Source organism: Streptomyces abyssalis (genome assembly GCF_001751365.1).
GTDB lineage: Bacteria > Actinomycetota > Actinomycetes > Streptomycetales > Streptomycetaceae > Streptomyces > Streptomyces abyssalis.
Window position 1 is genome coordinate 221,594 of record NZ_LJGT01000041.1, and the last position, 21,227, is coordinate 242,820.

At 72.7% G+C, this 21,227-nt stretch carries 20 protein-coding genes and 2 pseudogenes; 19 read left to right on the top strand and 3 right to left on the bottom strand.

The window, feature by feature from the left end; genetic code table 11:
* Positions 1-157: 157 nt before the first annotated feature.
* From rplM to glmM, 3 genes are all read left to right on the top strand, one after another.
* Positions 158-601, top strand: a complete 444-nt coding sequence (rplM, locus tag AN215_RS21895) for a 50S ribosomal protein L13 (RefSeq protein ID WP_070008942.1) — start codon at positions 158-160, stop codon at positions 599-601.
* 42 nt (positions 602-643) lie between these two features.
* On the top strand, positions 644-1,147 hold the full coding sequence (gene rpsI / locus AN215_RS21900; RefSeq protein WP_070008943.1) for a 30S ribosomal protein S9: 504 nt from the start codon (positions 644-646) through the stop codon (positions 1,145-1,147).
* 492 nt (positions 1,148-1,639) lie between these two features.
* Complete coding sequence (gene glmM, locus AN215_RS21905; protein ID WP_070008944.1) at positions 1,640-2,998, top strand: phosphoglucosamine mutase; 1,359 nt, start codon at positions 1,640-1,642, stop codon at positions 2,996-2,998.
* A gap of 93 nt (positions 2,999-3,091) precedes the next feature.
* Here glmM and coaA read toward each other — a convergent pair whose 3' ends face one another.
* Positions 3,092-4,072 carry a type I pantothenate kinase gene (coaA, locus tag AN215_RS21910; RefSeq protein ID WP_070008945.1) on the bottom strand — a complete coding sequence of 327 codons (981 nt, stop codon included), beginning with the start codon at positions 4,070-4,072 and terminating at the stop codon, positions 3,092-3,094.
* Between the two features lie 193 nt (positions 4,073-4,265).
* Between coaA and AN215_RS21915 the strand changes: the two genes are divergently transcribed.
* The 8 genes and pseudogenes from AN215_RS21915 to AN215_RS28830 all read left to right on the top strand — a co-directional run bounded on the left by AN215_RS21915 (position 4,266) and on the right by AN215_RS28830 (position 11,346).
* Entirely contained in the window at positions 4,266-4,487 is a 222-nt protein-coding gene (locus AN215_RS21915; protein ID WP_070008982.1) for a hypothetical protein, read from the top strand.
* A gap of 135 nt (positions 4,488-4,622) precedes the next feature.
* Positions 4,623-5,339, top strand: a pseudogene (locus tag AN215_RS21920) (glutamine--fructose-6-phosphate aminotransferase); the annotation flags it as partial.
* A 53-nt stretch (positions 5,340-5,392) separates the two neighbouring features.
* Complete coding sequence (locus AN215_RS21925; RefSeq protein WP_070008947.1) at positions 5,393-5,761, top strand: holo-ACP synthase; 369 nt, start codon at positions 5,393-5,395, stop codon at positions 5,759-5,761.
* Between the two features lie 124 nt (positions 5,762-5,885).
* Positions 5,886-7,358: a bifunctional ADP-dependent NAD(P)H-hydrate dehydratase/NAD(P)H-hydrate epimerase gene (locus AN215_RS21930; protein ID WP_070008948.1), complete on the top strand. Its 1,473-nt coding sequence runs from the start codon at positions 5,886-5,888 to the stop codon at positions 7,356-7,358.
* Between the two features lie 116 nt (positions 7,359-7,474).
* Entirely contained in the window at positions 7,475-8,668 is a 1,194-nt protein-coding gene (gene alr, locus AN215_RS21935; RefSeq protein WP_070031225.1) for an alanine racemase, read from the top strand.
* A 3-nt stretch (positions 8,669-8,671) separates the two neighbouring features.
* Positions 8,672-10,213 (top strand): alpha/beta fold hydrolase, encoded by a 1,542-nt coding sequence (locus tag AN215_RS28825; protein ID WP_079123314.1) that lies wholly within the window; start codon positions 8,672-8,674, stop codon positions 10,211-10,213.
* Between the two features lie 169 nt (positions 10,214-10,382).
* Entirely contained in the window at positions 10,383-10,955 is a 573-nt protein-coding gene (gene tsaE, locus AN215_RS21945) for a tRNA (adenosine(37)-N6)-threonylcarbamoyltransferase complex ATPase subunit type 1 TsaE (protein ID WP_070008655.1), read from the top strand.
* Positions 10,956-11,106: 151 nt separating this feature from the next.
* Positions 11,107-11,346 carry a hypothetical protein gene (locus tag AN215_RS28830; protein WP_079123315.1) on the top strand — a complete coding sequence of 80 codons (240 nt, stop codon included), beginning with the start codon at positions 11,107-11,109 and terminating at the stop codon, positions 11,344-11,346.
* A gap of 201 nt (positions 11,347-11,547) precedes the next feature.
* On the opposite strand, the gene AN215_RS21950 is transcribed toward AN215_RS28830, so the two are convergent.
* Complete coding sequence (locus AN215_RS21950) at positions 11,548-12,108, bottom strand: L,D-transpeptidase (protein ID WP_070008654.1); 561 nt, start codon at positions 12,106-12,108, stop codon at positions 11,548-11,550.
* A 178-nt stretch (positions 12,109-12,286) separates the two neighbouring features.
* On the opposite strand from AN215_RS21950, the gene AN215_RS21955 reads away from it, so the two are divergent.
* The 5 genes from AN215_RS21955 (at position 12,287) to AN215_RS21975 (ending at position 16,491) form a co-directional block, all read left to right on the top strand.
* Positions 12,287-13,744 carry an LmeA family phospholipid-binding protein gene (locus AN215_RS21955; protein ID WP_070031226.1) on the top strand — a complete coding sequence of 486 codons (1,458 nt, stop codon included), beginning with the start codon at positions 12,287-12,289 and terminating at the stop codon, positions 13,742-13,744.
* Between the two features lie 159 nt (positions 13,745-13,903).
* On the top strand, positions 13,904-14,569 hold the full coding sequence (gene tsaB / locus AN215_RS21960) for a tRNA (adenosine(37)-N6)-threonylcarbamoyltransferase complex dimerization subunit type 1 TsaB (RefSeq protein WP_070011561.1): 666 nt from the start codon (positions 13,904-13,906) through the stop codon (positions 14,567-14,569).
* Between the two features lie 56 nt (positions 14,570-14,625).
* A complete protein-coding gene (gene rimI, locus AN215_RS21965) occupies positions 14,626-15,126 on the top strand; it encodes a ribosomal protein S18-alanine N-acetyltransferase (RefSeq protein WP_070011586.1) in 501 nt (166 codons plus the stop codon).
* On the top strand, positions 15,119-16,246 hold the full coding sequence (gene tsaD, locus AN215_RS21970; RefSeq protein ID WP_070011560.1) for a tRNA (adenosine(37)-N6)-threonylcarbamoyltransferase complex transferase subunit TsaD: 1,128 nt from the start codon (positions 15,119-15,121) through the stop codon (positions 16,244-16,246). The genes rimI and tsaD overlap by 8 nt, the downstream gene beginning before the upstream one ends.
* A complete protein-coding gene (locus tag AN215_RS21975; protein WP_070011559.1) occupies positions 16,243-16,491 on the top strand; it encodes a hypothetical protein in 249 nt (82 codons plus the stop codon). Before tsaD ends, AN215_RS21975 begins: the two co-directional genes overlap by 4 nt.
* Before the next feature lie 45 nt (positions 16,492-16,536).
* Here the strand turns inward: AN215_RS21975 and AN215_RS21980 are convergent, their stop codons facing one another.
* A complete protein-coding gene (locus tag AN215_RS21980) occupies positions 16,537-17,844 on the bottom strand; it encodes a class I SAM-dependent methyltransferase (RefSeq protein WP_079123316.1) in 1,308 nt (435 codons plus the stop codon).
* A gap of 138 nt (positions 17,845-17,982) precedes the next feature.
* On the opposite strand from AN215_RS21980, the gene groES reads away from it, so the two are divergent.
* The 3 genes and pseudogenes from groES to groEL form a co-directional block, all read left to right on the top strand.
* Entirely contained in the window at positions 17,983-18,291 is a 309-nt protein-coding gene (groES, locus tag AN215_RS21985) for a co-chaperone GroES (RefSeq protein ID WP_070011585.1), read from the top strand.
* Positions 18,292-18,400: 109 nt separating this feature from the next.
* Entirely contained in the window at positions 18,401-20,026 is a 1,626-nt protein-coding gene (gene groL / locus AN215_RS21990) for a chaperonin GroEL (protein WP_070011557.1), read from the top strand.
* A gap of 590 nt (positions 20,027-20,616) precedes the next feature.
* Positions 20,617-20,781: pseudogene (gene groEL, locus AN215_RS30905) on the top strand (chaperonin GroEL); the annotation flags it as partial.
* Positions 20,782-21,227 lie beyond the last annotated feature (446 nt).

Here is a 21,227-nt window from a genome sequence, read left to right on the forward strand (position 1 = left end):
ACGTGATCTGCCAGGTGGCCTTGTCAGGACCTTTCCCGTGGCCCTCCGGGGCTCAAGGGAGACGTCCCCCCAGCCCTCAGCGGGCCTGGGGAGGCCCCGTCTCCCAGGCTCTCGCGGGCCTGGGGACACCCCACTAGAAGAAGCGAAGGCTACGACAGTGCGTACGTACAGCCCCAAGCCCGGCGACGTCCAGCGCCAGTGGCATGTCATCGACGCGCAGGACGTTGTCCTGGGCCGTCTGGCCACCCAGGCCGCCACCCTTCTCCGGGGCAAGCACAAGCCGGTTTACGCGCCTCACGTGGACACCGGCGACTTCGTCATCGTCATCAACGCCGACAAGGTGCACCTGTCCGGCAACAAGCGGACCCAGAAGCTGGCCTACCGCCACTCCGGCTACCCGGGTGGTCTGCGGTCGGTCCGCTATGACGAGCTGCTGGAGAAGAACCCCGCGAAGGCCGTCGAGAAGGCCGTCAAGGGCATGCTCCCCAAGAACACCCTGGGCCGCCAGATGCTCTCGAAGCTGAAGGTGTATGCGGGTGACCAGCACCCGCACGGCGCCCAGAAGCCCGTGCCGTTCGAGATCAGCCAGGTCGCGCAGTAAGTCCGGCCACCGACCCGATACAGAGAGAAGTTGAGGAGAACCGTGGCCGAGACCACTGCTGAGACCCCCGTCGAGGGCGTCGAGGAGTACACGACCGAGACCCCCGAGGCGCCGGAGGAGTTCACCTCCGAGTCGCTCGCATCCCGCTTCGGCGACCCGCAGCCGGCCGCCGGCACGGGGCGCCGCAAGAACGCCGTCGCCCGTGTCCGTATCGTCCCGGGCAGCGGCAAGTGGAAGATCAACGGTCGCACCCTCGAGGGCTACTTCCCCAACAAGGTGCACCAGCAGGAAGTCAACGAGCCCTTCAAGGTGCTCGAGCTGGACGACCGCTACGACATCGTCGCCCGCATCAACGGCGGCGGCATCTCGGGTCAGGCCGGCGCGCTGCGCCTCGGCGTGGCCCGTGCGCTGAACGAGGCGGACGCGGACAACAACCGTGGCCCGCTGAAGAAGGCCGGCTTCCTCACGCGTGACGCTCGCGCCGTCGAGCGCAAGAAGGCCGGTCTGAAGAAGGCCCGTAAGGGCACGCAGTACAGCAAGCGCTGACGCGCCGTCCTGGCTGCGCTGCCCGCAGCAGCGACACGAACCGCCCCGGGGGTACGAAACCGTGCCCCCGGGGCGTTCGTCTATGAGGTTGCCGCGGAAGGTACCGGAGCAGCCGGTCCGGGCGCCGGGGGAGCGGCGGCCGCGCGGGCCAAGCGGCCGGCGGGCCGCTCCGGGCATGCCAATCGCGTGCACTCGGTATACAACGTGTCGCGACGGGCACTTTTGCTGAGTGCGGGCGGTACGTGAGCGTGCCGGGCACCGGGAGCGCGCCAGACCGGGCCGCGGCGGATACCTTGCACGGACGGGTACGGGCCCGGCGTCGGGTCCGGGCCTCCCGCACGCAGCAGGTCGCGGCCGGGTCGCGGCCAGGCCGTGTCCGCCTCGTACACGGCTCCCATGCGCCCCATATGCGGCTCGTATACAGCTCGTATCCGGTCGGGAACACCCCTCGGCCCGGTACTCGGACTCGACTCGGACTCGGAGGAACCACAAGTGGGACGACTCTTCGGAACGGACGGTGTGCGCGGTGTCGCCAACGAGGGGCTGACCGCCGAGCTGGCGCTCGGCCTGTCGGTCTCGGCGGCACATGTGCTCGCTGAAGTGGGCTCGTTCGAGGGACACCGGCCGGTGGCCGTGGTCGGGCGGGACCCACGAGCGTCCGGGGAGTTCCTGGAGGCCGCCGTTGTCGCCGGTCTGGCGGGCGCCGGTGTCGACGTCCTGCGTGTGGGCGTGCTGCCGACCCCGGCTGTCGCCTACCTCACCGGGTCGCTCGGCGCGGACCTCGGCGTGATGCTCTCCGCCAGCCACAACCCCATGCCCGACAACGGCATCAAGTTCTTCGCACAGGGCGGCCACAAGCTCGCCGACGAGCTGGAGGACCGCATCGAGGCGCTCTACCACGAGCACGGCACGGGCCAGCCGTGGGACCGCCCGACGGGCTCCGCCGTGGGCCGCGTCCGCGACTACGACGAGGGCTTCGACAACTACGTGGCGCACCTCGTGGGCGTACTGCCGAACCGGCTCGACGGGCTGAAGGTCGTCATCGACGGGGCCAACGGCGCGGCCTCACGGGTCTCACCGGAGGCGTTCGCACGCGCGGGCGCCGAGGTCGTCACCATCGGCGCGGACCCCGACGGCCTCAACATCAACGACGGCTGCGGCTCGACCCATCTGGACGGACTCCGCGCGGCCGTCGTGGAGCACGGCGCGGACCTCGGCGTGGCGCACGACGGTGACGCCGACCGCTGCCTGGCCGTCGACGCACACGGTGAGGTCGTCGACGGCGACCAGATCCTCGCGGTGCTGGCGGTCGCCATGCGGGACGCGGACCGCCTGCGCAAGGACACCGTGGTGGCCACGGTCATGTCGAACCTCGGCTTCCGGCTGGCCATGGGCCGTGAGGGCATCGAGGTCCTCCAGACCGCGGTCGGCGACCGCTACGTGCTGGAGGAGATGAAGCGCGGCGGATACGCGCTGGGCGGCGAGCAGTCAGGGCACGTGATCGTGCTCGACCACGCCACCACCGGGGACGGCACGCTGACGGGCCTGATGCTCGCAGCACGCGTCGCCACGACGGGCAAGCCGCTCGCGGAGCTGGCGAGCGTCATGGAGCGGCTGCCGCAGGTGCTGATCAACGTGCGGGACGTGGACAAGGGCCGGGTGGAGACGTCCGGAGAGCTGGCCGCGGCCGTCAACGACGCGGAACGTGAGCTGGGCGCGACGGGCAGGGTCCTGCTCCGCTCGTCCGGCACCGAGCCGCTGGTACGGGTCATGGTGGAGGCCGCGGACAGCGAGCAGGCCGAGGCCGTGGCGGGCCGGCTGGCCGACGTCGTGAAGAGCTCGCTCGGCTGACGGCAAGGGCGGTGCGACCGTCACCGGTCAGCCCGCCACGGCTCAGTCCGGCCCGGCCCGGCACCGCTCAGTCCGGCCCGGCCCGCCCGGCCCTCAGAGCTTCCGCAGCGAGAGCCGCTCGACCTTGTGGTCCGCGCCCTTGTGCAACTGCAGCGTCGCGCGCCCGCGCGTGGGCGCGATGTTCTGCCGCAGGTTGGGCTCGTTGATGGTGTGCCATGTGCGGCGCGCGTAGTCGAGCGCCTCGTCCTCCGTCACCTGCGTGTAGCGGTGGAAGTAGGAGCGCGGGTTCTGGAAGGCGGTGTCGCGCAGCGCGCGGAAGCGGTTGAGGTACCAGGCCTCGATGTCGCTCGTACGGGCGTCGACGTAGACGGAGAAGTCGAAGTAGTCGGCGAGGGCGAGCCGGGTACGGCCGTCCTTGCCGGGAAGCGCCGGCTGGAGCACGTTCAGCCCCTCGACGATCAGGATGTCCGGGCGCCGCACCGTGAGCCGTTCCCCGGGGACCCGGTCGTAGATGAGGTGCGAGTAGACGGGCGCGGTCACATCCGGCTTGCCGGCCTTCACGTCCGCGACGAACCTCGTGAGAGCGCGGCGGTCGTACGACTCGGGGAAGCCCTTGCGCGACATCAGCCCGCGCTCCTGCAGCTCCGCCGTGGGGAGCAGGAAGCCGTCCGTGGTGACGAGTTCGACGCGCGGGTGCTCCGGCCAGCGGGCGAGGAGCGCCTGCAGCAGCCGGGAGACCGTGGACTTGCCGACGGCGACGCTTCCCGCGACGCCGATCACGAAGGGCGTCCCGTGCTGTCCCCCGTTCCCTCCGTCTTCTCCCGGCTCAACCGGGCGGCGACTCCAGTCGCTGAGGAACGTGTTCACCGCGTCGCGGAGGCCTTGCGTCGCGGCGACGTAGAGGTTGAGCAGGCGGGAGAGCGGCAGGAAGACCTCGCGCACCTCGTCGAGGTCGACGACGTCGCCGAGGCCGCGCAGCTCCTCCACCTCGGCGGCGGTCAGGGGCAGCGGCGTGCGTTCGCGCAGCGCGCTCCATTCGGCGCGTGAGAGTTCGACGTAAGGCTTGGCCGGCACGCGACCATTCTGCGCCGTGGCCGGTGGCCGGGACCCGTCGGGTGGCTGCCGGAACGGGACGGCGGAGGGGCGGGGTGACACGTACGAACCGTGCGTGAAAATAGGATGTGCAGACGGTGTACGGCTGGTGGGGTTTGGCGCTACGTTTCGCGGCATGTCCCTCCGCATCGGCCGTATGAGCCGCAAACACCGCATGCGAAGACGACCCGCCCTGCTCGTGTCACCGCCGGACCGGGACTTCGCCGCCCGCATACAGAGCGATCTGGCGCTGGACGACCTGCCTGATGAGGACCTCGCCGAGGATCTCTCCGAGAGCCTCGACATGTACGTCCTGGGCAGCAAGCCGCGCTGCGAGGAAGCGGAATATCTGGAACTGGTCGAGGACGCCATAGAGCGGATGGCCCGCGGCCGCTGAGCGCACCCCGTCGCCCGTCCGCACGTTCGCGCCCGGCCCACGCCGGCGTCCGGCTGCACCCCGGCCCACGCCGGCGTCCGGCTGCACCCCGGCGCACGCCGTCGTCCGGCCGCGGTCACGTTCTAGGGTGCTCGCATGTGCGGAATCGTTGCGTACGCGGGAGGGCGTTCCGCCCTCGGTGTCCTGCTCGGCGGACTGCCCCTGCTCGAACACCCGGACTGCGACTCCGCGGGGCTCGCGCTGCTCGTCGACGGCGGACTGGCCGCGGCGAAGAAGACGGGGACGCTCGACGACCTTCGGCGGGAGCTGAGGCTGCGTCCGCTTCCCGCCGCGACGACCGGCATCGGTCACCTTCGCCGTGCCACGCACGGGTCGCCCACGGACCTCAACGCACACCCGCACCTGGACGGTTCGGGCCGCGTGGCGGTCGTACAGAACGGGGACATCGCCGATCACGGACGGCTGCGGGACGAACTCGCTTCCCGTGGCCACGAGTTGGTGTCGGAGACGGACACCGAGGCGGCCGCGCATCTGCTCGCCGGGCACTACTCCTCCTGCGGCGACCCGGCCGAGGCGATGCGTCAGGTCTGCCGTCAGCTCACCGGTTCCTTCGCGCTCGTGGCCGTGCACGCCGACGAGCCGGACGTGGTCGTGGGCGGGTGCCGCGGGCTGCCGCTCATTCTGGGCACCGGTGACGGCGAGACGTTCCTGGCATCGGACCCGGCGGCGTTCGCGCCGCACACCGGCGAGGCAGCCGCCGTCGGCGACGACCGGGTCGTGACGGTGCGTCCGGAGGGCGCGTGGGTCACGGATCTGGACGGGGTGCCGGTGGATCCGCGCCCGTACGAAGTGCGGCCCGGCTCCCGCGACGGGCGGGGCGAGGACGAGGTCGTCGGGGGTTCCAGATGATCGTGGGAGTCGGCATCGACGTCGCCGCGGTCGACCGGTTCGCGCAGGCGCTGGAGCGCACCCCCACGCTGGCCGGACGGCTCTTCGTCGACGCCGAGTTGTGGCTGCCCAGCGGTGAGAGGCGGGGTGTGGCCTCCCTCGCCGCGCGCTTCGCCGCGAAGGAGGCGCTGGCCAAGGCACTCGGGGCGCCCGGAGGCCTGAGCTGGACCGACGCGGAAGTGGTGCAGGCCGACTCGGGACAGCCGTCGCTGACGGTACGGGGGACGGTGGCGGCACGCGCCGAGGCGCTGGGGGTGCGGGGATGGCATCTCTCGCTGTCGCACGACGCGGGCATCGCATCCGCCGTGGTGATCGCGGAGGGGTAGGGCTTCGAACCCGGCCGCCGGCGGTGAGCCCTTGGGGTGAGCCCGCCGGGGTCGGGCCCGCCTGGGGTGAGCCGTCGTCACGTTCCTGTGGTCGGCCCTGCTGGTGCGCCGTCAGACTGGTGGCATGAGGACTGCGTACAGCGTGGAGACCGTACGGGCCGCCGAGCGCGAACTGATGGAACGGCTGGCCCCCGGTGTGCTGATGCAGCGCGCCGCGGCCGGCCTGGCGGCCGCGTGCTCGGGGCTTCTCGGACGGACGTACGGCAGCCGCGTCGTGCTCCTCGTCGGCAGCGGCGACAACGGCGGCGACGCCCTCCATGCGGGAGCGCGCCTCGCCCGGCGCGGGGCAGGCGTCACCGCCGTACTGCTGTCTCCCGAGCGGGTACACGAGGGCGGGCTCGCCGCACTGCGTGCCGCGGGCGGGCGTGTGCAGGCGGCGCCGGGGACGGTCGTGGAGGGCGCGCCCGTCCCCGTCGAACCGGTCGTCGCGCGCGCGGACCTCGTCGTGGACGGGATCGTGGGCATCGGCGGCAAGGGCGGGCTGCGCCCGTCGGCCGTGGAGCTGGCGGAGTTGGTGGAGCGGGTGCGCGCGCCGGTCGTGAGCGTGGACCTGCCGAGTGGCGTGGACGCGGACACCGGCGAGGTGCCGGGTGTGGCGGTACGGGCGGACGCGACGGTGACGTTCGGCGCGTACAAGCCGGGCCTGCTGCTCGACCCGGCGCGCGAGTACGCCGGGGCGCTGCGCCTTGTCGACATCGGGCTCGGCCCGTTCCTGGGCGACGCTCCTGCGGCGGAGGCGCTCCAGCACGCCGACGTGAACGAACTGCTGCCCCGCCCCGGCGCGGAGAGCGACAAGTACAGGCGTGGTGTGGTCGGCGTCGTCGCCGGGTCGGCGCGCTATCCCGGGGCGGCCGTGCTCACGGTGTCGGGTGCGCTGCGCGGCGGCGCCGGAGCCGTGCGTTATGTGGGTCCCGCCGCGGATGCGGTGATCGCCCGCCACCCCGAGACGCTGGTGTCCGCGGGCCCGCCGAGCAAGGCCGGCCGGGTGCAGGCCTGGTCGGTCGGTTCGGGCCTGGGCGAGGACCGGGACCGGCTGGAGGACGTGCTGGCCGCGCCGGTGCCGGTGCTCATCGATGCCGACGGGCTGCGTCTCGCGGACGAGCAGGCGCTGCGGGCCCGTACGGCACCCACGGTGCTGACTCCGCACGCGGGAGAGGCCGCCGCGCTGCTCGGCTGGGAGCGCAGTGAGGTCGAGGCCCGCCGCCTGGCCGCCGTACGGGAGCTCGCGCGGCGCACGGGCGCGACGGTGCTGCTGAAGGGGTCGACGACCCTCGTGGCCGGCCCCGGCGGTGTCCGCGTCAACCCGACGGGCAGCGGCTGGCTGGCCACCGCCGGGACCGGGGACGTGCTGTCGGGGCTGATCGGTTCGCTGCTGGCGGGCGGACTGGAGGCACTGGAGGCGGCGTCCGTGGGCGCGTACGTGCACGGCATGGCGGGCCGCCTCGCGCCACGGCCCGCCGGCGCGTCCGATGTGGCGGACGCACTGACGGCGGCCTGGCGCGACCTGCTGCGGGACGGTGAGCCGGCGGCCCGCTGAAGTACGGGGTCGGCCGAGGCGTCGCAAGCGGTTCTCACGCATGCGTACGGACCGGGGGACGCCGCCGGAACGGCACGGGGAAAGGCCGTACCGGGGGTGCCTGAGACACTGAGAGCGTGAACGACCTCTCCAGCCCCACCGCTCTCCCGGCGCCACCCGGAAGCGAGGCGCTCCGCGCCCGTGCCGAGATCGACCTGGACGCCGTACGCGCCAACGTCCGCGCGCTGCGGGCCCGTGCGCCCCGCGCCGAGCTGATGGCCGTGGTGAAGTCCGGCGGATACGGGCACGGTGCCGTGCCCTGCGCACGCGCGGCGCGCGAGGCGGGCGCGTCCTGGCTGGGCACCGCCACGCCGCAGGAAGCGCTGGAGCTGCGGGCCGCCGGTGACACCGGACGGCTGATGAGCTGGCTGTGGACGCCGGGCGGGCCCTGGCAGGAGGCGATCGAGGCGGACATCGACGTCTCGGCGAGCGCGCTGTGGGCACTGGAGGAGATCGTCGCGGCGGCCCGCAGGAGCTGCCGCACCGCACGTGTACACCTCAAGGCCGACACGGGCCTGGGCCGCGGCGGCTGCCAGCCCGCCGACTGGCCGGACCTCGTCGCCGCCGCGCGCGCCGCCGAGGCCGGGGGAGCGGTACGCGTCGCGGGAGTCTGGTCGCACTTCGCATGCGCCGACGAGCCCGGTCACCCGGCCAACGCCGCGCAGCTCGACGCCTTCCGGGACGCGCTCAAGATCGCGGAGCGGGCCGGTCTCGACCCGGAGGTGCGGCACCACGCGAACTCGGCCGCGACGCTGACTCTCCCGGAGTCCCACTTCGACCTCGTACGGCCGGGGGTCTCCGTCTACGGGCTCTCGCCGTCCCCCGAGGTCGGGGTCGCGGCCGAGCTCGGGCTGCGCCCGGCGATGACCCTGAGCGCCTCGCTCGCGCTGGTGAAGCAGGTGCCCGCGGGCCACGGCGTCAGCTACGGGCACGACTACCGCACGGCGGGCGCGACCGCCCTCGGCCTCGTGCCGCTGGGCTACGCGGACGGTGTGCCGCGGCACGCATCCGGTACGGCGCCGGTGCTGGCCGCCGGCAAGTGGCGGACGGTGGCGGGGCGCGTGGCCATGGACCAGTTCGTGGTCGACCTCGGCGGCGACGCGGCCGCCGCGGGAGACGAGGTCGTGCTCTTCGGCCCCGGCGACCGCGGCGAGCCGACGGCGGAGGACTGGGCGCGCGCGGCGGGGACCATCTCGTACGAGATCGTTACGCGGATCAGCGCCCGGGTATCACGGATTCATACGAACGAACGGGCGAATACGGGGGGCTGAGCGATGACGGCCGGGGTGAGAACCGAAGCGCTCGCGGAAGCCGCAGCCGGGGTCGCGGAGGCGGTCTCGGGCAGCGACGGCGGTGGCGGTGCCGTCGGCGAGGGCCCGTGGGGCCGCCGTGCCGGGCTTGCCGGAGCGGCGCTGGGACTGGTGGCGGCGGGCGTCGCCGTGGAGCGGCTCACGGTCAACCGTGGCGTACGGCGCAAGGCCCGTCTCGCCCTGGACGCCACGGGGCCGTACGGCTCGCTGCGGGGCACGGCAGGCACCGCGTACGCGGAGGACGGCACGGAGCTGTACTTCGAGACGGACGCCCCGGAGGCGTACGAGGACGGCGCCCGCGACGGTGCCGCCGGTGCTGCAGCCGGTGCCGCCGGTACCGCCGCCGGTTCCGGCCCGGCGCGCGACGGCCGCGCCACGACCGCACGTACCGCCGCCGCCGCGGCGGCGGGTGACGGTGTCGGCGGCCCGACCGTGGAGCCGGTGCGCATCGACGCCGGGGCCGCAGGCACAGCCGACGGTGCCGCGGAGGGCGCCGGCGGTGGACGCGAGGGCGCACGCGAGGGCGCACGTCGTGGTCCTGGCGCGCGACGCGGACAGCGGCAGCCGGCGGCCCGGCCCTCGCCGCACCGCAACCGCCTGATGCGCCTGCTCGGGCGCCGCCCCGTACAGGGCGCGGGTGAGGAGCCGCCGCCGAAGGCGGGCCGCCGGCCGCCCACCGTCGTCTTCACTCACGGCTACTGCCTCAACCAGGACGTCTGGCACTTTCAGCGGGCCGCCCTGCGCGGCGCCGTACGCACCGTCTACTGGGACCAGCGCAGCCACGGACGCTCCGGCCGCGGCCCCACCGGGGAGCCCGTGACGATCGACCGGCTCGGCCGCGACCTCAAGGCCGTTCTGGACGAGGCCGTCCCCGAGGGCCCCGTCGTGCTCGTGGGGCACTCCATGGGCGGCATGACGGTGATGGCGCTGGCCGATCAGTACCCGGACTTCGTCGCCGAGCGTGTCACCGGAGTCGCCTTCGTCGACACCAGCGCGGGCGGCCTCGGTGAGGTGACGTACGGGCTGCCGCTTCCGTCGATGGGTGTGAAGGCCGTACGCCGGGTGGTGCCCGGAGTGCTGAAGGCGATGGTCGCGCAGAGCGCGCTGGTCGAGCGTGGCCGGCGGGCGACCGCGGATCTCTTCGCCGGGCTGGTCAAGCGCTATTCCTTCGGCGACGTACGGAACGTCGACCCGGGAGTGGCGCGCTTCGCGGAGCGGCTGATCGAGTCGGTGCCGATCGACGTGGTCGCGGAGTTCTACCCGGCGTTCGAGGCGCACGAGAAGACGGCGGCGCTCACGGCGTTCGACGGACGTCCCGCGCTGGTGCTCGCCGGGGACCGTGACCTGCTCACGCCGTACGCGCACAGCGAAGCCATCGCCGCCGCACTGCCCTCCGCCCGGCTGCTGACCCTCGAGAGGACGGGGCATCTGTCGATGCTGGAGCGCCCGCACGAGGTCAACGAGGCCCTGGCGCAGCTGATCACCCGCGCCGTCACGGAGGCCTGAGCGCGCGGGTCGGCGCAGGCCGGGCGGCCCGCGCCGGGTTGGGCCGGACCCGTCCAGAACGGCGGGCCCGCAGGACGGTCGGGCGGACGAGGGCCGGGAGCCCGGGAGACCGGGAGCCCCACGGGAGAGCGACGCGGCGCCCCGCCTCTCGCGCGTACCATCCGGACGCATGGAAGCACCACAGTCCCCGGCGGCGGCCGAGCCGCTCGCCGTCCGTCGCACCGCGCTCGTCCCCACCGCCGAACGGATGCGGGAGGTGGGACAGCGCATCGCCGGGCTGCTCGGCCCTGGCGACCTCGTACTGCTCACAGGCGAGCTGGGCGCGGGCAAGACCACGCTCGCCCGCGGCATCGGCGCGGGGCTCGGCGTGCGCGGCGCCGTGACCTCGCCGACCTTCGTCATCGCACGAGTGCATCCGCCGCTCGGCGACGGGCCGCCGCTGGTGCACGTCGACGCGTACCGGCTGGGCGGCCAGGGGCTGGAGGGGATGGACGACCTGGATCTGGACGTGTCCCTGCCGGAGTCGGTGGTGATCGTGGAGTGGGGCGAGGGACGTGTCGAGGAACTCTCGGAGGACCGGCTCCACGTGGTGATCGAGCGCGAGACCGGCGCGGCTGCGAACGGTGGCGCGGACGACGGCGGGGACGGCGGCGCGGAAGACGCCCAGGACGACGAGCGGACCGTGACGGTGACCGGCGTCGGCGAGCGGTGGCGCGGGGTGGATCTCTCCCTGCTCGGGTGACCTCCGGCGGGCGGTCCGCCCGGTCCGTACGTCCCGACAGCTTGTCGGCAAGATGTTGCACGGGCGGCGGCGGGCGTGGTCAGATGGTCGTGAGCGCGAGGTTAGGTGTGCCTCACCCGACCCGCCCGCCCAGGAGCCACGGGAGGATCCCATGCCCGCCGAAGACCGAGCGCGGAAGCCCGGCGCGCCGCCGTCGGCTCCCGGGGAGCAAGGCGTTTCCATGCGTGCGCTGCTGGCGTCGTGCGCTGCCGCTGACGCGGTCTCGACGCCGCCTTCCGACGTGGACGGCTCCCCGTCCGAGGCCGGGCGCGCGAAGCGCGGCGACGACGAAGCCGGGACGGCCACGATGACAGGCGCGGCGGAAGCTCACCCGGGCCAGGACGCCGCCTGAAGCAAGCACCCCAGCGGTCCGACCCGCCCGAACCGCCTCGGAGCCGGGTACGGCGGCGGCGTGGCCGCAGCCGCCGCCCGGAGCCCGAGCCCCGCCCCGTAACCGGAGAGATCCGAGGCCCGGTCACGGCCCCTGGAGCCCCATCACGGCCCGGGCGGCCGAGTCCTTCAGCGGGCCACGCTCTTCACCGGGTCACGCCCCTCAGCGGACCACCACGACCTTCGTGCCGATCGTGGCGAAGAGCCACATCGCCTCACCGTCCGCACGGCGTTCCCGGATCCCGCCGGTCTGACGCACCTGGTCGGCGTCCGGCAACGACCCGTCGAGCGCGGCGCTGAACCCTATGGTCGTGCCCTGGCTCGTCGCGAAGCGCACCACGTTCTCGACGGGCACCCCGTCCGAGCCCGTGACGTGCGGCGCGCGGGATTCGACCTTGTACGTCCCAGGTTCCGGGTCGACGGAGCTCGGGGCCACGCGGAAGGTGCGCTTCACCTCCTGGTCGGGGTTCATCAGCCAGACTCTGTTCCGGTCCAGGTCGTAGACGACGCGCTTGCCCGCACCGGAGAACGCGGGGAGGTTGGTCTCCCGCTCCTTCTCCTCCTTCTCGCGCTCCGTGAGTTCCCCGGAACCGCCGGAGTCGGAGGCGCCCGCCTCCGCGCGGTCCTGCGCGGCGCTCGCCTGGTAGGTGAAGTAACCGACGACGGCCAGAGCCGCCGCCGTAAGCGCCGCCACGACCGCTCCCGCGCTGCTGCCACGTGCCACCGTGCGCCGCCCCTTCCCATGTCCGCCGTCCCCGCGCGTCGACGGTAGCAGCAGGTGACGCGGCGACGGCCGGGCTCGGGAGGGGGCGGTGCGGGGGGCATGCGGAACGGTGCTGCCGTACCCCCAGTTCCACAGGCGCGAGTTGGAGATCGTGTCGAGCTTGTGTTCGCATTGGCCGATGAGCGCGCACCGACCCCCGACAAGTTCCACAGGGTGGACAAGGACGGCACCGAATCCTTACGAGGAGCTGGCGTCGCCGGACGCGCCACCGGCCGCCCCCCGCGGACCCAGCCCGTACGACGCGCTCGCGGCGGGCCCCGGCCGGGGCCCGCGCCACGGCGGTGACCACGGCGCCGACCACGCGGGCGGCCAGGGTGCCCGGCATGCCCGCACCGGTCCGGACGGACTCCCCGTCGCCGGCTCCGGCCTCTACGGCAGCCCGTACGACGGCTTCGGCGGCGACGCGGGCGACGGGCACGGGGGCGAGACGCCCGACGACGGCTTTCTGGGGCTGGCTCTGCGCTCCGAGTACGACGAGGCCCCCGAGGACCGCATGCCCTACCTCCGCGCGGTGCGCAGGCGCCGCCGTTCGCGGGCGCGGAGGACCGTGAAGGCCGCCGTCGCCGTCGTGGTCCTGCTGGCGTTCCTCGTCGTCGGCGACCGCTGGGCGGCCCTGTACGCCGAGAACAAGGCCGCCGGCAAGGTCAAGAGCGCGATGAAGCTGCACGCCGAGCCGGAGGTGCACATCCGCGGCTTCCCGTTCCTGACGCAGCTCGCCGGCGAGCGGCTCGACCACGTCGACATCGCGGTCCCGGACGTCCCGGCGGGCCGGATATCGGTCGCGCAGGTGAAGGGGTCCGTCGAGGACGTACGGATCGTGGGCGGTGCCCCGTCCTCCATCAAGGGCGCGGTGCTGGGCCGGATGAAGGGCGACGTGCTTCTCGACTTCGACGACCTGGACCGCGAACTCGGCACGTCCCAGGTGGACTTCACCGCCGGCTCGCGCGACTCCGTACTGGCCCACGGCGAGCTGCCCGTGGCGGGCAAGCGGGTCCAGGTGGGAGCGCGCGCCCATCTGCGCCGTACCGGCGACCACGGGGTCGGCACGACCGTCGACCGCATGCGGCTCAAGGTCCCCGGCCTGTTCTCCTACACCCCGGGCAAGGACGGCGGTCTCCGGCTGGCCCGGCCGGTCGCCGAGCGCATCAAGCGCGACGCGGCGGACGCGAAGGCTCTCTTCCGGGTCGGCTCGGTCGCCGAGCGCTTCGGTCTCACCCCCGAACGCGCCGCACAGGTGCGGCAGAGCGAGACGGAGCTGCGCCGTACGACCGGCGCTCCCCGCTTCGTCGACAGACTCATGAAGATCAACATGCTGGATGTGCTGCTGGAGCACCCCTCGCTGCTGAAACGGATCGGCATCGACCCCGGCCTCATCGAGAGCCTGAAGAAGATCGAGGAGCCGAAGCTGGCGGAGAAGCTGTCGCTGTCGGTACGGCTGCCCGAGGTGCCCGGCGACGTGCGTCTGCGGGAGATCTCCGTCGAGAAGGACGGGATACGGGCACAGCTGACCGGCGCGGACATGCCCTTCGGCGACGGCGCGAAGCACATGCCGCAGGGCCCGGCCGGGCAGCGCTGAGGGCCTGGCGGACCGCGCGGGCCTCGGGGCCCTCGGGGACCTCGCGGACCACGTAGACGTCCCCGCTCCCGCCGGGAGCCGGACTCCGCAGGTCACCCGAAAGCGTCCAGTACGGGACCCTGGAAACGGCCGCTCCCCATCCGCCGTAGGCTGGCTACCGTGCTGCTGCTCGCTCTTGACACCGCCACCCCGGCCATCACCGTCGCGCTGTACGACACCGACGGCGACCGCCTCCTCGCGGCCTCCGACCAGACCGACGCCCGCCGTCACGGTGAGCTGCTGCTGCCGTCGGTCGACCGGGTGCTGCGCGAGGCCGGCCGCCCCCTGCGGGACGTCGACCGCGTCGTCGTCGGCACGGGGCCCGGTCCGTACACCGGGCTGCGGGTCGGGCTCGCCACCGCCGAGTCCTTCGGCGCCGCGCTCGGGATTCCGGTGCTCGGGATGTGCACGCTCGACGGCATCGCGTACGCCTCAGGCCTGGAGGTCCCGTTCGTCGTGGCGACGGACGCCCGCCGCAAGGAGGTCTACTGGGCGCGTTACTCAGACGCCCGTACCCGCCTCGGCGACCCCGCGGTGGACCGCCCCGGCGAACTGCCCGCGGAGATCACGGCGCTGCCGGCCGTCGGCGCCGGCGCGCGGCTGTACGAGGAGACCTTCACGGGCTTGCGGACCGACCTCCCTCTCGACTCCTCGGCCGCGGCGCTCGCGTGTCTCGCCGCCGAGCGGCTCGCCAAGGGCGAGGAGTTCCCCCCGCCGCGGCCCCTCTACCTCCGCCGACCCGACGCCCGCGTCCCCGCCAACTACAAGGTGGTCACGCCCAGGTGACCCGTACCGCCGCGGAGGACCGCCCCCGGCGGAGCGCCGACGTGGTGCTCCGCGAAATGCGCTGGTGGGACATCGAGCGCGTGCTCGGTCTCGAACACGTCCTCTTCCCCGAGGACGCCTGGACCGCCGGCCTCTTCTGGTCGGAGCTGGCGCACGCCCGCGGCCCCGGCGCCACCCGCCGCTATCTCGTGGCCGAGAGCCGGGCACCGGGCGGCGAGGAGCACACCCTCGTCGGGTACGGAGGCCTCGCCGCCGTCGGCGGTACCGGCGACATCCAGACCATCGGAGTCCTCCCCGCCCACCGCGGCACCGGCCTCGCCGCCCGCCTGATGGGTGAACTCCTCGCCGCGGCCGACGCGTTCGGCTGCCACGAGGTGATGCTGGAGGTCCGCGTGGACAACGCACCCGCACAACGTCTCTACGAGCGCTTCGGCTTCACCAGAATCGGCCTCCGGCGCGGCTACTACCAGCCCGGCAACGTCGACGCCCTCGTCATGCGCCTGGAGACCCCCGCCCCCTCCGCGAACTCTTCCCAAGGAACGAAGACCCATGGCTGACGAACCCCTCGTCCTCGGCATCGAGACCTCTTGCGACGAGACCGGCGTCGGCATCGTCCGCGGCCACACCCTGCTCGCCGACGCCATCGCCTCCAGCGTCGACGAGCACGCGCGCTTCGGCGGCGTCGTGCCCGAGGTCGCCAGCCGCGCCCATCTGGAGGCGATGGTCCCCACCATCGAACGCGCCCTGCGTGAGGCCCGCGTCTCGGCCTCCGACCTCGACGCCGTCGCCGTCACCGCCGGGCCAGGGCTCGCGGGTGCGCTCCTCGTGGGCGTCAGCGCGGCCAAGGCGTACGCGTACGCGCTGGGCAAGCCCCTCTACGGCGTCAATCACCTCGCCTCCCACATCTGCGTCGACCAGCTCGAACACGGCCCCCTGCCCGAGCCGACCATGGCGCTGCTCGTCTCCGGCGGACACTCCTCGCTGCTGCTCGCTCCCGACATCACGGCGGACGTACGCCCGCTCGGCTCGACCATCGACGACGCGGCGGGGGAGGCCTTCGACAAGGTGGCCCGCGTGCTCGACCTGGGCTTCCCGGGCGGCCCCGTCATCGACCGGTACGCACGTGAGGGCGACCCGGAGGCCATCGCCTTCCCGCGGGGTCTGACGGGGCCGCGCGACGCCCCGTACGACTTCTCCTTCTCCGGCCTGAAGACGGCCGTCGCCCGCTGGATCGAGGCCAGGCGGAACGCGGGCGAGGAGGTGCCCGTACGGGACGTCAGCGCGTCCTTCCAGGAGGCGGTCACCGACGTGCTGACGCGCAAGGCCGTCCGGGCCTGCCAGGACGAGGGCGTGGACCATCTCATGATCGGCGGCGGCGTCGCCGCCAACTCGCGGCTGCGCGCGATGGCGGAGGAACGCTGCACCCGCGCGGGCATCGAGCTGCGCGTCCCGCGCCCCAAGCTGTGCACGGACAACGGTGCGATGGTCGCGGCGCTCGGCGCCGAGATGGTCGCGCGGCGCCGCGCCACGTCCGGCTGGGACCTTCCGGCGGACTCCTCGCTCCCGGTCACCGAACCACACCTGCCCGGCCCGGCGGACGCACATGGCCACGCCCACGGGCACGGGCACTCCCACGACCACGTGCACGAACTCAGCCGGGAGAACCTCTACTCGTGACCGTCGCACTGATGTGGGAGGCCAAGGCGGCCGGCGGCCGCGGCGGCGAGCTGCTGGCCTGGGCACGTGACCAGGAGCTGGCGGAAGCACCGCAGCGCCGCGAGACCTACACCGCTCCCGGCGACCGCGTCCTCGTCATCACCTGGTGGTCCGGCGGGCTGTCCGCGAAGCTTCCCGAACTGCCCGATCCCCCCGAGGAGTTGACGGCCCGGCCCGTGCACCGCTGGCGCTTCGAGCAGGTCTGAGCGCACGGACCGGGCGGGACGGAGCCGGCGGGAGACCCCGAACAGCTAGGCGCCTGCCGGTCCTTCGAGCGGCTGCCCCAGAAGCACGGTGGGCGCACCCGCCACCCGGGTGAGGAACACCGTGCAGATGCCCGGCCCTTCGAGCTTGAGTTTCTTGCGCAGCTCCGCGGGCTCCACGGCCGAGCCCCGTTTCTTGATGGTGGCAGTGCCGATGCCGCGTTCACGCAGCAGCGCACGCAGCCGCTTCAGCTGGAAGGGCAGCACGTCGGTGATCTCATAGCCCGTCGCGTACGGGGTGACGTGCGGCTCGTCGCACGTCACATAGGCGATCGTCGGATCGATGAGCCGGCCGTTCAGCTCCGCGGCCACCTCCGCCACGAGGTGCGCGCGTACGACCGCGCCGTCCGGCTCGTACAGGTAGCGGCCGACCGGCCCGGCGGGCGGATCGGCCAGCCCGCGCGACAGGAGTGAACGCGGGCCGGGCAGCAGGGTCGCTCGTACGGGGGAACTCTCTGCCGTGCTTCCCGCTCCCCTCCCCGCCCCGAACCAGAGCACGGCTTCCTTCACATCCCCCGAGTCCGAGATCCACTCGGCCTCGGCGTCGTCCGGAACGGCCTCGTGGGGAATGCCGGGCGCGACCTTCAGCGCCGCATGCGAGACGCGGCGGGCCACTTCGACCGCCCACGACAGCGGCGGCGAGTACGCCTCGGGGTCGAAGATCCGCCCCTTGCCGCCACGGCGCGCGGGGTCCACGAACACGGCGTCGCAGCCGGAGACATCGGCGTCGCCCACGTCCTGGCAACGGATCTCGATGCGGTCGGCCAGACCCAGCGCCGCCGCGTTCGCCCGTACGACGTCGCACGTCAACGGGTCGCTGTCGACGGCCAGTACGTGCATCCCCGCACGCGCCAGCGCGATCGCGTCCCCGCCGATGCCGCAGCACAGGTCCGCCAGCACCGGCACGCCCGCCGCGGAGAAGCGTTCCGCCCGGTAGGCGGCGACGCTCGCACGCGTCGATTGCTCCAGGCCGTTCGGCGTGAAGTACATGCGCGCCGCGTCCTCCGCGCCGAACTTCGCCGCCGCCCGCTGCCGCAGCCGGGCCTGGGCGAGGGCGGCCGAGACCAGCTCGGGTGCGTGCGTACGGCGCAGACGCGTCGCCACGGCCAGTTCGCGGTCCGGGTCGTACCCTTCCAACGACCCCAGCAGCGCCTGTCCTTCATCGCCGAGCAGCCCGGCGAACGCCTCACGGTCCACTCCCGCATTCTCCCGTCCCGGCGGGGAACGGACAGCCCGGGGTCGCGGATGAGGCTCGCACGACTGGCACTCGTGTTGACGGAGTGCTAACCGCGGCATAATGTCGACCCTGGCACTCTCCCATTGCGAGTGCCAGACATCAGCGACAGGAAGATCCGGCACCCGCGACGACGGATCAGCCAGGTCGCCACCCCAGACATAAGACCCCGTTATGAGATCTCCGAAGGGGGAGGTCGGATCGTGACGACCGCCAGCAAGGTTGCCATCAAGCCGCTTGAGGACCGCATCGTGGTCCAGCCGCTCGACGCTGAAGAGACCACGGCCTCAGGCCTGGTCATCCCGGACACCGCCAAGGAGAAGCCCCAGGAGGGCACGGTCCTGGCTGTAGGCCCGGGCCGCTTCGAGGACGGCAACCGTCTGCCGCTCGACGTGAACGTCGGCGACATCGTGCTGTACAGCAAGTACGGCGGCACCGAGGTGAAGTACAGCGGCGAGGAGTACCTCGTCCTCTCGGCTCGCGACGTTCTCGCGATCGTCGAGAAGTAAGTCACCGCAGCCGGAAGACACTTCTGATCCGCGCCCCGGTCCCTCCCGCATCACACGAGATGTACCGGGGGCCGGGGCGCGGTTCGTTCGAGAGGACTCAACAGCTCCCATGGCGAAGATCCTGAAGTTCGACGAGGACGCCCGCCGCGCCCTCGAGCGCGGCGTCGACAAGCTGGCCGACACCGTGAAGGTGACGATCGGCCCCAAGGGCCGCAACGTCGTCATCGACAAGAAGTTCGGCGCACCCACCATCACCAACGACGGCGTGACCATCGCCCGTGAGGTCGAGGTCGAGGACGCCTACGAGAACCTCGGCGCGCAGCTGGTGAAGGAGGTGGCGACCAAGACCAACGACATCGCGGGTGACGGCACCACCACCGCCACCGTGCTCGCCCAGGCCCTGGTCCGCGAAGGCCTGCGCAACGTGGCGGCGGGCGCCTCGCCCGCCGCCCTGAAGAAGGGCATCGACGCCGCGGTCAAGGCCGTCTCCGACGACCTGATCGCCAACGCCCGCCCCATCGACTCCAAGGAGGACATCGCCTCGGTCGCCGGCCTGTCCGCCCAGGACAAGCAGGTCGGCGAGCTGATCGCCGAGGCGATGGACAAGGTCGGGAAGGACGGTGTCATCACCGTCGAGGAGTCCCAGACCTTCGGCCTGGAGCTCGACTTCACCGAGGGCATGGCCTTCGACAAGGGCTACCTCTCGCCGTACATGGTCAGCGACCAGGAGCGTATGGAGGCCGTCCTCGACGACCCGTACATCCTGATCCACCAGGGCAAGATCAGCTCCATCCAGGACCTGCTGCCGCTGCTGGAGAAGATCATGCAGGCCGGCGGCTCCAAGCCCCTGCTGATCATCGCCGAGGACGTCGAGGGCGAGGCGCTCTCCACCCTCGTCGTGAACAAGATCCGCGGCACGTTCAACGCCGTCGCCGTCAAGGCGCCCGGCTTCGGCGACCGCCGCAAGGCGATGCTCGGCGACATGGCGACGCTCACGGGCGCCACCGTGATCGCGGAGGAGGTCGGCCTCAAGCTCGACCAGGCCGGTCTGGACGTGCTCGGCACCGCACGCCGCATCACCGTCACCAAGGACGACACGACGATCGTCGACGGTGCGGGCAAGCGTGAGGACGTCGAGGCCCGCGTCTCCCAGATCAAGGGCGAGATCGAGGCCACCGACTCCGACTGGGACCGCGAGAAGCTCCAGGAGCGCCTCGCCAAGCTGGCCGGCGGCGTCTGCGTCATCCGCGTCGGTGCCGCGACCGAGGTCGAGCTCAAGGAGAAGAAGCACCGCCTGGAGGACGCGATCTCCGCGACCCGTGCGGCGGTCGAGGAGGGCATCGTCGCCGGCGGCGGCGCCAGCCTCGTGCACTCCGCGAAGGTCCTGGAGGACTCGCTCGGCAAGAAGGACGACGAGGCGACCGGCGTCGCCGTCGTGCGCCGGGCCGTCGTCGAGCCGCTGCGCTGGATCGCCGAGAACGCGGGCCTCGAGGGTTACGTCATCACCTCGAAGGTCTCCGAACTCGACCGCAACCAGGGCTTCAACGCGGCCACCGGCGACTACGGCGACCTGATCAAGGCCGGCGTCATCGACCCGGTCAAGGTCACGCGCTCCGCGCTGGAGAACGCGGCGTCGATCGCGTCGCTGATGCTGACGACCGAGACGCTGGTCGTCGAGAAGCCGGAGGAGGAAGAGCCGGCAGCGGGTGGCCACGGCCACGGCCACGCGCACTGACGCCGACGCGTCAGCCCACCCGACCGAGGCCCGGTGCTCCCCGCTTGGGGGCGCCGGGCCTCTGGTTGTCCGACTGGGCCCGCCGCGTGTTCGCGTGCGGTGTGTTCGGGGTTCCGGGTGCGTGCCGCTGCGGCGGTGGCTCCGGGAAGGCATGATTTACCTCCCTGTACCGGTACGGGGACCTGTTCTGGCTCCCATATGGCGGTCCGCAAATCATGCTTGAGTTTCCCGGAGCCACCGCCTCCGCGTCCCACCCCCTCCGGTCGTCCGAGCGGCTTTCCCCTGGTGGTTCCCGGACAGGTTGCGGGTTGCTGCCGTGCGGACCTTTCGGCACGTGTACGTGCCTTGCGGCTCCAACCATCGGTGTTCAGGGGCCCGTTGGGCCCTGCCGTGGTCCGAGAGCGGCAGCGGGTCCGACGGGAGGAACGAGGCAACTGACTGGGGCCACCGGCGGGGAGCCGCCGACGGAGGGGAGGGGGCGGGACGCGCAGGGGTGCGTGTCCGGACGCTTGCCCGTGATTTGCCGACCGGCACATGGAGGGCTGAACAAGCAGGCTGACGGTTCAGGGAGGTAAATATGGGGTCTCNACCTGATCAAGGCCGGCGTCATCGACCCGGTCAAGGTCACGCGCTCCGCGCTGGAGAACGCGGCGTCGATCGCGTCGCTGATGCTGACGACCGAGACGCTGGTCGTCGAGAAGCCGGAGGAGGAAGAGCCGGCAGCGGGTGGCCACGGCCACGGCCACGCGCACTGACGCCGACGCGTCAGCCCACCCGACCGAGGCCCGGTGCTCCCCGCTTGGGGGCGCCGGGCCTCTGGTTGTCCGACTGGGCCCGCCGCGTGTTCGCGTGCGGTGTGTTCGGGGTTCCGGGTGCGTGCCGCTGCGGCGGTGGCTCCGGGAAGGCATGATTTACCTCCCTGTACCGGTACGGGGACCTGTTCTGGCTCCCATATGGCGGTCCGCAAATCATGCTTGAGTTTCCCGGAGCCACCGCCTCCGCGTCCCACCCCCTCCGGTCGTCCGAGCGGCTTTCCCCTGGTGGTTCCCGGACAGGTTGCGGGTTGCTGCCGTGCGGACCTTTCGGCACGTGTACGTGCCTTGCGGCTCCAACCATCGGTGTTCAGGGGCCCGTTGGGCCCTGCCGTGGTCCGAGAGCGGCAGCGGGTCCGACGGGAGGAACGAGGCAACTGACTGGGGCC